At 35.9% G+C, this 12,746-nt stretch carries 10 protein-coding genes; 7 read left to right on the forward strand and 3 right to left on the reverse strand.

The annotated features are described in order from the left end of the window. The coding region (locus BM212_RS07800; RefSeq protein WP_143744926.1) for a transposase at positions 1-239 on the forward strand (239 nt) is incomplete at its 5' end. A 361-nt stretch (positions 240-600) separates the two neighbouring features. Here BM212_RS07800 and BM212_RS07805 read toward each other — a convergent pair. The 3 genes from BM212_RS07805 to glmS form a co-directional block, all read right to left on the reverse strand. Next, positions 601-993 carry a DUF4430 domain-containing protein gene (locus BM212_RS07805; RefSeq protein ID WP_072693256.1) on the reverse strand — a complete coding sequence of 131 codons (393 nt, stop codon included), beginning with the start codon at positions 991-993 and terminating at the stop codon, positions 601-603. A gap of 305 nt (positions 994-1,298) precedes the next feature. Beyond that, a complete protein-coding gene (gene nrdJ, locus BM212_RS07810) occupies positions 1,299-3,563 on the reverse strand; it encodes a ribonucleoside-triphosphate reductase, adenosylcobalamin-dependent (protein ID WP_218149700.1) in 2,265 nt (754 codons plus the stop codon). A 275-nt stretch (positions 3,564-3,838) separates the two neighbouring features. Then, positions 3,839-5,647, reverse strand: coding sequence for a glutamine--fructose-6-phosphate transaminase (isomerizing) (gene glmS / locus BM212_RS07815; RefSeq protein ID WP_091897924.1), 1,809 nt, complete (start codon positions 5,645-5,647; stop codon positions 3,839-3,841). A gap of 429 nt (positions 5,648-6,076) precedes the next feature. Here glmS and BM212_RS07820 point away from each other — a divergent pair, with 429 nt between their 5' ends. From BM212_RS07820 to BM212_RS07845, 6 genes are all read left to right on the forward strand, one after another. Next, positions 6,077-7,537 carry a PTS mannitol transporter subunit IIBC gene (locus tag BM212_RS07820; RefSeq protein ID WP_091897926.1) on the forward strand — a complete coding sequence of 487 codons (1,461 nt, stop codon included), beginning with the start codon at positions 6,077-6,079 and terminating at the stop codon, positions 7,535-7,537. Positions 7,538-7,660: 123 nt separating this feature from the next. Then, positions 7,661-9,751, forward strand: coding sequence for a BglG family transcription antiterminator (locus BM212_RS07825; RefSeq protein WP_091897928.1), 2,091 nt, complete (start codon positions 7,661-7,663; stop codon positions 9,749-9,751). A gap of 16 nt (positions 9,752-9,767) precedes the next feature. After that, positions 9,768-10,211, forward strand: a complete 444-nt coding sequence (locus BM212_RS07830; protein WP_091897930.1) for a PTS mannitol transporter subunit IIA — start codon at positions 9,768-9,770, stop codon at positions 10,209-10,211. After that, complete coding sequence (locus BM212_RS07835; protein WP_091897932.1) at positions 10,211-11,365, forward strand: mannitol-1-phosphate 5-dehydrogenase; 1,155 nt, start codon at positions 10,211-10,213, stop codon at positions 11,363-11,365. The genes BM212_RS07830 and BM212_RS07835 overlap by 1 nt, the downstream gene beginning before the upstream one ends. A gap of 287 nt (positions 11,366-11,652) precedes the next feature. Continuing rightward, positions 11,653-12,183 (forward strand): hypothetical protein, encoded by a 531-nt coding sequence (locus BM212_RS07840; RefSeq protein WP_091897934.1) that lies wholly within the window; start codon positions 11,653-11,655, stop codon positions 12,181-12,183. Between the two features lie 158 nt (positions 12,184-12,341). Then, positions 12,342-12,743: a hypothetical protein gene (locus BM212_RS07845; RefSeq protein ID WP_091897936.1), complete on the forward strand. Its 402-nt coding sequence runs from the start codon at positions 12,342-12,344 to the stop codon at positions 12,741-12,743. Positions 12,744-12,746: the final 3 nt, after the last annotated feature.

The following is a 12,746-nucleotide window of genomic DNA, read 5'->3' on the forward strand; positions in this document are numbered from 1 at the left end:
CCATTAACTATGAGTACGAAGAACAAAAACTAAATATTAGAGAAAAGCTTTCGTCAGAAGAAGGGACTCAATTTTATGGTAAACGTAAAATTGATGTAGAACCAACTTTCGGACAGGTGAAGGCCAATTTGAGGTTCACTCGATTTTCAGTTCGTGGAAAATCGAATGTAGAAAATGAAACGAATCTGATCTTCATGGCTAATAACCTACGAAAATATAATAAAAGAAAGAAAAAATAGAATCATTCAGTAAGTAGAACCCCTGAGAGAATTGTATTCTACAATTTTCTCAGGGGTTCTCTATATTTAAAGACTTTCAGAGACTTTTGTCCCAGCCTCGTTTTTTTAGAGATTATTACTTATAGAAGAAACAGGAAAAGATTTTTCGAAACTGGAATTTATTATTAAAGGTTTGGGTTGGCACTCAGTAAAAAAGATGCAATGATTTTCAGCATAGCTTGAATAAATATTTCTTTTTTATGTCTAAATCCTAAATGATTTATAAGAAGCAGGCAGCTAGCTATCTTTGCTATATTTTCTTTGTGTACTGGGTGAAATTATAAGGTGGAGTGATTGCCGATTTTTACTTTTTTAATAGTATTTAAAATTCCATCAATTCCCATGAAATCGTATCTCCATCTTCAAGAATGAATTCTTCTGCTGGCTCAGTTACCATTTCATCATTAGCCTCAAAGACCCAAAACTCATTATTGTCAACACTTTGTTCAATGCCTTCAATAGCTTCAACAAAACCATCACCCGAAACTGTAAGCTCATAATTCTCTTCCATAGCATCCATCAAGGTCGTATCTGCCGAAACAGATAGCGAGTCATTTGCCAATTCTTCTTCGTTCGCATAAATTTGGACTGTTACTTCAGTGGCTTTTTCAGAATTAGAATTTGGGACGTTGTTTCGCCCTATAATCCATAAAATAAATGCAAGAGCTATGAGTGCTGTTGCAGTAGACAGTAAGATAGTTGTTTTCTTTTTCATAAAAATACTCCTTTATTTTTCAACACATATTTAAATTGATTTTGAATCAGAACGATTAAATATGTGTATTACTATTTGGATATAAAAGTGCAGAGAAACTAATATTTCCCTTAGCATATATAAAATTTACAAGCAGTCCTGATAAATAGCACAGAATAAAAATATTCCAAACGAAGAACGGAGTCTAAACAAGATAAACCACTAGTCCATATAATAGATCTAAGAATCTAGCATAAATTTACAAGACAAAAGTGCGAATACAATTCAAGTTTTATTTTCTCTATCCTTCTTACCCTGCTGCTTTTTTATCTGATTGGACAAACGCCTGATGAGCAAGCTTCCATATTATCCAAATCAGCATTTGTTTCATTACGCTCAAACTGATGGAGCAGGGTTGTATCAAAAGGTTTCATAGATGATTTGAGCTGTTCGTATTCTTTCTCTGTACAGGCTTCATAAGGAGCCAAAGTATAAGTTCCGCCGTCGTGGCTTAGGAATGAGACGCCGACAAATTTATCCCAGCCATCCCAAACACGCTTTTCTGCCTGAGCCCATTCACCGGGTTTAACGTCAATTGTATTGGAGGCATTGTGCTCCACGTATTCTTTCTGGAATCGGAAGTAGGTATCAAACTGTTCGTCGACCGTCGTATCTTCTTTTGTACGCTTTGAGCCACTAGCGATAGGGAAATCTATTACTACAGTTCTTGCTTGCGCAATAACATGCTCTTTAGCCAATTCGTTTTGATCATAAATATTTGCTGTACCGATTTCTGCATGAATTTTCCAACCAAGTTCTTTAGCGACTTTAACAAGTGGGTCAGTAGCGGTGATGCGGATACGACGGATATAATACGGACTGTGGCTCATATGAACACCAGGAGAGACGCCACCAGCAACTTGTGATAACGTTCCTTCAGGTTTAACAGTTGTCGCTAGTAAGGGAGCATTGACACGCAAAGCTTTGGCGTATTCATCTGCTGCATTTCGAGAAGCATCACGCAGAATGTTCATCCATTTGACTTCGTCTTCTTCAGTAGCGTTAACGAGCGCAAGCGCATCTTTCCAGCCAGTTACAGATGTACCGATGAGTCGATCACGTTGTTGTATGTCATTCCATGAATCGATTTCCAAAGGAGTTAAAGTCATACGCAGGCCAATGCGAGCAGAGAGCTCTTGAGCGCGCTTTAAATTGTCCAAGTCGAGACGGTAGGTTCCGTCTTCATTTTCTTGTACAAAAGCTTTGACATTGATTGTGGTCAAGTTACATACCCCTTTAGAATCCAAAATGATTTCGCCGCAAGGATTGACGCCTTCAGCATTAGGGCGACGACGACGAGCTTCTTCCATATTGAAGAAACCTGGCTCTCCTTCGAGCTGCATCATTTCAAATACAAGATGTAAGAAGTCCCGAGATGGTTTTTTCTCAAAAGCAATGGAGTTGTTACTCATGCGACGGTGATCCAAACCTTCACGACGATCGCCCACTGCTTTCAAGTTATCGAACCAACGAGGCTTGATTTTTGCTTTTTCCAAGAGATTGCCAATGTTTTTATGGTGTTCCAGTTGCTCTTCAGTCCAGATACCGTTTATACCATATTTAGCAAACATAGATTCATGATCATCTGCATCAAACAAGAATATTTCTGCTGTTCTTCTCACTCCGCCAACAACAACATTTGCGCCGATCAAATTACCGATGTCTAAAATATGGACCGGACGAACCTTGCCGTAGCCTTTGTCGTCAATTTCAATTGGATCTAGATACGGATCAATTTCATTTTTAAGTACTTTATTAATGCCTTCAAACATTTCTTTCAGCGGTGCAGGTCCTGATGCTGTTCCACCAAACGTCTTTAAGCGCTCACCTTCAGGTCGCACACTGTTATAGCTGATTTTAACTGTATGAATATCTTCGTTTTCTTTTTTTATTAGTAAATCTAGATACTGAGTAAGAGATTCAACCCATCCTTCCTTGGAATCTCCAACGTAAATTTTTGCATAGCCATTTTCCATTTTTACTGTTTGTGTATGTTCTAAGCGTTCCTCTACGGGGACAGGTCGGTACTCAGAATGTAAGAGGGAGGTGTCAGTGCGAATTGGGTCCATCTTTTGGGCCATTTTCTTGCGTGACTTAAATCCTACGCCGGTCCCTACGAGTAAGAGATAGAAGAGTTCACCTAAATCTTCCCATTTTTCAATAGATAAGAAAGAGCAGTTAAAATTACCTAAAGCAAAATTTTCATTTACTTTTTCATTGGCATTCCCAAGCCACAAGGTTCTTCCTGAAGGGAATTGTTTCGTATTATAGATTGATTCAAAAAGCTCTTTTGCTTCTTTGCGCATTGATTCAAGATCAATAGAATACCCAATTTTTTTTAAATGCTTATATTCAAGTGCCATATTGTATTCGATAGCGCGTTTTGCTGTTTCATGCCAATATTCTCTGCGACCTTTATCTTCGAGCCACCTTGAGTAGGTACGGCTGTAAACAAATTCTCCAAGTTCATTAAGCGGATTAGAATGTTGCGCTACGTATTCTTCTACGTAAGATGTGGGTAAAAATTCCATTATATAGCTTCCTTTCATTTTGTTTTTGACACTATATATAGTATCAAATAATTACTCAGTACACAATATATGCTATTTTATTAAATTTTTGTAATAATAAAGATTTCCCATTGACATCGCTTGACAGCGAAGGAAGAATTATATTTTATAATAGTAGGTTCTGTAAATAATTATATGAACAATTTTTTTATTAAGAATAAATGAAAAGAACCGAGAAGCATTATAATATGCACTCTCGGTTCTTTTGAATTTTTTTGTTCTATCTAGATTGATGATTATTCAACGGTTACTGATTTTGCCAAATTACGAGGTTTATCAACATCGTTTCCACGGTGCAATGCTGTATAGTAAGCAATCAGCTGTGTAGGAATAACGCTGATTAGTGGAGTCAATAAATCATGCACTTTTGGAAGGACATAAGCATCCTCTTGGCGGTCTAAGCCCTCCATAGAAATAATCATACTGTTTGCACCACGAGAAATGACTTCATGGGCGTTACCGCGAGTATGTGGTCCAGAAACTTCATCAGTAATAATTGAAATGACAGGTGTGTTATCTTCAATCAATGCAATCGTTCCATGTTTTAATTCTCCTGATGCCCAACCTTCAGCTTGAACATAAGAAACCTCTTTGAGTTTCAAAGCAGCTTCCATTACTACATAGTAGTCGATTCCTCGACCAATATAAAATGCATTCTTACTAGTGCTCAAGTGAGTAACAGACAAATGTTCGAAAACTTCATGATCGTCAATGACTGTTTCAATAGCATTTGCGATGATTCCTAGTTCATGGGCTACATCTAATGGAGAATCTACACCGTTAAATTTAGCTACACATTCTGCTAGGATAGCAAGAACAGCAATTTGAGCAGTATAGGCTTTAGTAGAAGCAACTGCGATTTCAGGACCAGCGTGTAACAATAAGGTATACTTAGCTTCACGAGACAATGTTGAACCAGGGACATTTGTAAGTGTCAATGAAGGATAACCTGCTTTATTAACTTGAACTAGTACTTGACGGCTGTCTGCTGTTTCTCCTGATTGAGATAGGAAGATAAAGAATGGTTTCTTCGTCAGTAATGGTGTGTTGTACGCAAACTCACTTGCCAAATGAACTTCAGCAGGAGTGCCGGTTATACGTTCAATCAGTTGTTTGCCGACCCAACCAGCATTATAACTAGTTCCACATGCTACGATATAAACACGGTCACTTTCTTTAACTTCTGCTAGTATATCTTCATTGATTTCTAAGTTGCCATCTTCATTCTGGTATTGTTGAACCAGTTTACGCATTACAGCCGGTTGTTCATCGATTTCTTTGATCATATAGTATGGGTAAGTTCCTTTACCCAGATCATTTGCATCAATATGAGCAGTATAGCTGTCACGTTCAATGGTTTCACCTGCGAGGTCTTCTATCTTGATAGAATCTTTTGTTAAAGTAGCTACTTCTCCATCCATCAACTCTATGAATTGACTTGTTTCGCGCACCATTGCCATTGCATCAGAAGAAATAACATTGAAACCTTCACCGGTACCTAGTAATAGAGGAGATTTGTTCTTAGCAGCATATAAAGTATCAGGATTTTCGTTATCAACTAAAGCTAAAGCATAAGAACCCTTTAAGGTAACGATTGCTTTTTTAAATGCATCAATGGTGTCTAGTTCTTCGGATTCTACAAACCAGGCAATTAATTGAACGATTACTTCCGTGTCTGTAGTGCTATGGAAATGTACATCGGCCAAATAAGCATCTTTTACTTCTTCAAAGTTTTCGATTACACCATTATGTACAATAGTGAAACGACCACTTGTTGATTGATGAGGGTGTGCATTTTCTACACTAGGTACGCCGTGAGTAGCCCAGCGTGTGTGTCCAATACCAGAGTAGGCATTGATTGACTCGTCTACTTTATCACGCAAAGCAGCGATACGGCCTTTTTCTTTAAATAGGTGTCCTTGATTTTTTTCATCTGTAATATAGATACCCGCAGAATCATATCCACGATATTCTAACGTATCTAAACCACTTAATAAAATTTCTTTTACATCTTTGTTTCCTATATATCCTACAATTCCACACATATTCTTTCCTACTTTCAATAATTTTTTAGAGGTATAGACCAAAATGCAATTGGTATATACTGTTTTTTAAAATATAATCTTGATGCATGACAATATTATAACCATTTAAGGCTGTTGTCAAACTTTAAATTAATAAGATAATAAAATTGGTATACTTGCTATTTGCAGGCTTGGTTATAGAGAGATTTACTTAACTTTCTTAAGCAAAAGAACCTAGACTTAATAAAATGAAGTCATTAGCAGTTAACTCTTTGATAAATAAAGATTTTTTGCTAACCCTTGTTTAATAGTAAGGTCCATAAAATAAATCTTGTCAATAAATCTTTGACAAAGTCAGTACTAGTATGACTAGTACTAAGTAAGCGTAGCGCTTACAATATGGACATAAGGTTGAGCAATAAATAAACCAATAATAAAGGAGAGTATAACATGCAAGAAACAAAGAGTAGAGGTGGAAAGTCAGCAATTCAACGTTTAGGTTCATACTTAAGCGGAATGGTCATGCCTAATATCGGAGCATTGATTGCTTGGGGAATTCTTACAGCATTATTTATTCCAGATGGCTTCTTCCCAAATGAAGATTTTGCTACAATGGTAGGGCCGATGATTAATTACCTTATTCCACTATTGATTGCGTATCAAGGAGGAAGCATGGTTCACGGACAACGTGGAGCAGTTGTTGGGGTAATTGCAACAATGGGAGTGATCTTAGGAGCACCTGATGCACCAATGTTATTAGGAGCAATGGGAGTTGGTCCTCTAGGAGGATACGCTATTAAAGTGTTCGATGACATTTTCTCAGACAAGATTCCTACTGGTCTGGAAATGCTGGTTAACAACTTTTCAAGTGGGATCATTGGTTTTATTTTATCTTTAGCAGCTTTTGTTGCAATTGGACCAGTATTTTTAGCCTTGAATAATGCGATGGCTGCTGGAGTAGAATGGATTATTGATGCTAACTTATTGCCTTTCGCAAATGTATTTATAGAACCAGCGAAAGTATTGTTCTTGAACAACGCTATTAACCACGGAATATTTACTCCACTTGGAGCACAGCAAACTGCTGAAACGGGTAGATCAATTGTCTACTTGCTTGAAGCAAACCCTGGACCAGGACTTGGAATTTTATTATCTTATATGGTATTTGGTAAAGGTTCAGCTAAATCTTCTTCATTCGGTGCTGTATTTATTCACTTTATTGGTGGGATCCACGAAATTTATTTCCCATATGTATTGATGAAACCAGCTATGTTCTTAGCAGCTATTGCCGGTGGGGTATCCGGAACATTCACTAACGTAATCTTAGGAGGGGCTTTGCGCTCTCCAGCTTCACCAGGTTCAATTATTGCGGTATTAGGTGCAACTGCTTCAGGTGCATATATAGCTGTTATCTCAAGTGTACTAGTTGCAGCTGCCGCTTCGTTTGCAGTAGGTTCGCTAATATTGAAATTAGACCGCTCAGAGGATAGCGAAGATGCATTGGACGAAGCGATTGCTAAATCTAGTGCTAACAAAGCACAAGCTAAAGGGCAAGTTACAGCAAATGATGCTGGCGCAGTTGGAGCAGGAGATACACCAGTGGGTGTTGATGCTGTAGAAAACAATCATGTCAGCAAAATCATCTTTGCATGCGATGCAGGAATGGGTTCATCAGCGATGGGTGCTTCACTGATGAAGAAAAAAGTGAAAGAAGCAGATTTGAATATAAGTGTAACAAACTCTTCTATCAATAATTTACAAGATGAAGAAGGATTGCTAGTTATTACTCAAGAAGAATTGACAGAAAGAGCTTCACAGCGTACTCCAAGTGCGGTACATGTTTCTGTAGATAATTTCTTGGGCAGTCCCAAATACGATGAGATCGTTCAAAAAATAAAAAACCAATCTTAATGAATAGGTCTATGTCGTAAAGGCAGAAAACTCTAAGAAAACAGTGAAGAAATTCACTGTTTTCTGTGTTTTTATAAATTAGGCTATGGAAAAATTTGAAACGAACAAAGAAAGTGAAAAGAGGTGAACGACCTGTACATCTCAAATAGAGAAAAAATAATATTAGAGCATTTATTGAATCAGAGAAATGGTGTGACAATCAAGTATCTAGCGAATCGACTAAATGTAAGTACAAGAACAATCTACAGAGAAATTTCTAGTTTAGAAAGTACGCTTGCTCAATATCAATTACGGCTCCAAAAAGAAGACGATGGATATTTTATACAAGGTAATCCTAAGTTTATTGAAGAATTGCAGGCGGAAATTTATAATGCCTCAGATGAATTGACTACTAAAAAGAGACAAAGTTTATTGATGATCAGCTTATTACTAGAATCTAGCGAAATAAAAATGGAATCTTTAGCTTATGATCTTAAAGTGAGTGTGGGAACGATTCAGCAAGATCTTCAGGCAATAGAAGAAATTTTTAAAGAGTATGATATTCAAATTAAACGTAAAAAAGCTAGAGGAATTAAAGCAAAAGCTTCAGAATCTTCTCTAAGGTTAATTGTTAGCGGATTGATTGCTAGCGAATTAAATGAATATAATTTTTTTAAGTTATTTGATCAGAATAATTTGCTCCAGAAAAAGGTCATGAATAAAAATAAAAATCCTTTTTTGAAAGTTCTTGACCCAGCGGCTTTAGAAATTGTGTATAAGCTAGTCAAACAATATGAAGAATTTCAATTTGAAGAAGTAAATGATACTCAATTACAAAGCTTGATTCTATTTATCACTTTTTCAATTAAGAGAATCAAAGAGAATCAGTTGGTTGCACTGAAAGAAATCAATAAGCACACAGAAGAATTGAAGGTTCGGGAACGCAGTGAATCTATTTCTAGAGCATTATTAACGGAAATCAGTGCCCAATACGGCTTGAGTCATATTCCACTTGAAGAAGTTGTTTTTCTAGCTCTCCAGATTGATGGGCTTAATGTTCCACTTAGGGATGAATTTTCAGATGATTATGATCTTCAATTGAGTTTTCAAGTTAGAGAACTGATTCGTTCTGTTTCTGAGGAGATGCAAGTACAATTTTATCAAGATGAAACGCTGTTCAAAGACCTGTTTGCACATATCTCAGCAGCTATACAACGGAATAAAGCGCCGATGCCAGAAGTGAATAATCCGTTACTTGAAAAAGTCCATAAAGAATATGAAGACTTAAGTCTCACAATAGAAGATAAGCTTTCTAAAGAATTTCCGAATTTTGAATTTCAGTTTAACGAATTGTTATATGTCGTTATTCATTTTGCTTCAGCTTATGAAAGGAATTCCAGTGCACAGCTGCTCAATGTATTGATTATATGTTCAAGTGGAATGGGAACAGCAAAAATATTAGAGAGTAGACTGAGAAAAAATATTCCAGAAGTAACCAATGTGGATGTTTCACGAATTTCTCAGTTACACCAGCTGAGTTATGAAAAATATGACTTGATTCTTTCTACTATATTTCTTCAAGGATTTGAAGAAGAATATAAAGTTGTGACACCTCTGCTGATGGAAGATGAACTCAAAAGTATACGAACCTATATAGACCAAGTTTTGCGTAAAAAAGTTAGAGAATTGAGAAATTCAAATAGAAATATTTTAAGACAAAGTGATAATCATCAAAGCTTTCAAGATTTATATGTAAAAATCGTTTCTGTCAACCGTTTGCTCGAATCATTTGACTTAAAAGTAATGCCACAATATAAATCTTTGAAAGAAACGCTATATCAGATTTGTCTATCACTGCCAAACTCTATACTTGAGGATCCACAAGCAGTAGCTCAAAAACTAGAGAAACGTATGAACACAGCACCAATTGGGATACCAAATACCGGATTAGGGTTGTTTCACTGTATCCATAAGACAATAAAAGAACCGTATTTCAGCGTAGTCGATTTATCGCAGTCTTTTGAGATTGTCAACATGGAGCAGAAAAAAATGAAATTGAATCGAATTTTATTACTTCTAGCACCAGACCCTATGGATACTTCAATACAAGATATGATGGGTACGATTAGTGCCTCTATAGTAGAAAGTGATGCAAACCTGCATCTATTTAATAACGGATCGAAAGAGCAAATTGAATATCATTTAAACCAACTTTTTTTAGAGAAAATGAATTAAAGAGGAGTAAAACAGTATGACAATTTTAAAAGAAGAGAATGTGGTTTTGAATAAATCGTTCTCAAACAAAGAAGATGCAATTAGAGAAGCAGGGCGCTTATTAGTGGATGGGGGATATGTTAAACCAGAGTATATTGAATCTATGCTTGAAAGAGAAGAAACTGTTTCAACTTATATGGGTAATTTTATAGCTATTCCACATGGTAGAGAAGATGCAAAAGAATTGATTGAATCCACAGGGATATCTGTTGTTCAAGTACCCGAAGGAGTGAATTTCGGAAAAGACGGAGAAGATAAATTAGCAACTATCATTATTGGTATTGCAGGGGCCGGAAATGACCACTTAGAAGTGTTGTCTCAGATTGCTGTATATTGTTCTGAAATTGAAAATGTTACAAAACTGGCAGATGCGAAGTCAGAAAAAGAAATTGTTCAATTATTAGGAGGTATTGAAGCTTAATGTTAACTGTACATTTTGGAGCCGGCAATATCGGTCGAGGATTTATTGGAGAAATTTTAAATCAGAACAATTCAGAAATTGCTTTTGTAGATGTAAATGAACAGGTTATTGATGCACTGAATAAAGAAAAGAAATATACGATCGAAGAAGCTTCTGACGAAGGAGCACTCATTAAAGTAGATAATGTATATGGAATAAATAATGCCAAAAATCCAGCAAAAGTAGTAGATACTATAGCACAAGCTGACTTGGTCACGACTGCAATTGGACCTAACATCTTACCGCTGATTGCACCTTTGATTGCTCAGGGTATACAAAAAAGAGAAGAGCTGAAAAATAATACTCCTATAGACGTAATTGCCTGTGAAAACATGATTGGTGGCAGTACGTTCTTGAAGCAAGAAGTGATGAGTCACATTGAAAATGAACATACAGCTAACTATTTAGAGAAGTATGTAGGATTTCCGGATGCCGCTGTAGATCGTATTGTTCCACAGCAAACTCATGCAGATCCACTAAAAGTTACTGTAGAATCATATAAAGAATGGGTAGTAAGTTTGCAGGGAATGAAAAATACAGAATTGAAACTGAAACAAGTTCATTACGTAGAAGACCTGGCACCATTTATAGAAAGAAAATTATTTACAGTTAATACTGGTCACGCCACAGTTGCCTATAATGGAGCTTTTGCAGGCTATCAAACGATCGACGAATCATTAAGAGATGAAAAAGTTCTAAATGAAGTCAAAAATGTGCTGCACGAAACAGGCGCTTTATTGATTGATAAATGGGGATTTAATCAGAAAGAACATACAGCTTATATAGAGAAAATATTATCCAGATTTCAAAATCCAAGATTATCTGACGATGTAACTAGAGTAGGTAGAACACCTATCCGCAAACTTGGTTATGATGAACGTTTCATCAGACCAATTAGAGAAGCCGTTGAAAGAGGATTAGAGGTTGATGCTTTGATTGCTACAGTAGCTAAAGCATTACGATATGATAATCCGAATGATTCAGAAAGTGTTGAACTTCAAAAGATGCTCGCAGAAAAATCTATTTCGTCTGTTATCCAAGAGGTTACTCAATTAAGCAATGATGAAATCCAAGAAAAAATCATAAAAAAATATGAAAAAATTTCTAAAGTATAACATTAAACATGATAATTCGGTGGAATTGAAAATCGTTTTATAACTATTTAATTATATTATTATATTTATATTCGAATTATAATATACCCTAATGAGTCTATTTCTATGAAATGCCAAGTAAAAGAATTATTATAACGCTAATATGTAATTTTTTGCTATTTATGTTTCAAATAACGAAAAGTGGAAAGTTTGTTATAAAAGCATAGATATGCTAATATATTGTTTGAGCAAATTTTTTTATTTGAAGAATTGTCGGAATAGGCTACATACATTTAGGGGGAGAAACAATGGAATATAAAAAGTTAATTGGATTACTAGCAGTGTCTGGACTATTGCTAGCTGCATGTGATTCTGGAGAAGACGAAGCAAGCGATACAACAGAAACAGAAAAAACAGAAGAAGCAGGAAATGAATCTGATAGCGCAATGGATATTATAGATAATATCGACACTGATAGCTTAGACTATACTTCAGCTATTGAGTTAGAAATGTCTGGAGCTACCTGGACTGAAGAAGGCTATCTATACTCACCAGTAGATGGGGAAGCAGTGATTACTGGAACAGCGGTTGCTAATGAAGAAGATACAACAATCTATGCTTATGTAATTCAAGATGGTGAAGTTATTGCAAAACCAGAAGTAACTGAAGGTGAATTCACTTATCCTGTGTCAACGCCGGAAGAAGATATGAGTTATGAAGTAGGCATTTCTAATGAAGATTTATGGGAAGTCGGCGATGAAGCAGACGCTGAAGAATTAGTTCGTCATGAAACAGTAATTGTTTCTTCAACCGAAACTGAACCAGCGGCAGAAGAATAAATAGATGATTTTTAATGAAAAATGTTCAAAACCGGAGTTTCCTTATTAGGGAGCTGCGGTTTTTGTGTCTTTTTAAAAAATTCAAAAGAATAAGGTTTTTCATAAATTCTTAACACTTTATTGGTATAATATTTAAACAAGACAAAAGGGTGGGACTAATGCAATTTATTCAAAAAATGATGTTTTATATGAACGGTCGCTATGGAATGGATGAACTATCGAAGGTGTTAATGGTAGTAGGGCTTATAACTAATATATTGTCCAGCTTCTTTGGAGGATGGTTCTTACAAATCTTAGGAGTTGCGTTTATAGCTTATGCAGTTTTACGTGTTTTATCTAAAGAAAAAGCTAATCGCTATAAAGAATTTACTCGATATATTAAATTAAAACAAAAGATAGTATCAACGATCCAAAGACTGAGAAATAAGCAAGCCCAGCATAAAGTCTATAAATATTATAAATGTGGTGCTTGTAAACAGAAAGTACGCGTGCCTAGAGGTAGAGGGAAGGTTAGGATAACTTGTCCATCCTGCCAGAATCAATTTGTTAAAAAAACTTAGTAG

The organism is Marinilactibacillus piezotolerans (assembly GCF_900114235.1).
GTDB classification, from domain to species: Bacteria; Bacillota; Bacilli; order Lactobacillales; family Carnobacteriaceae_A; genus Marinilactibacillus; species Marinilactibacillus piezotolerans.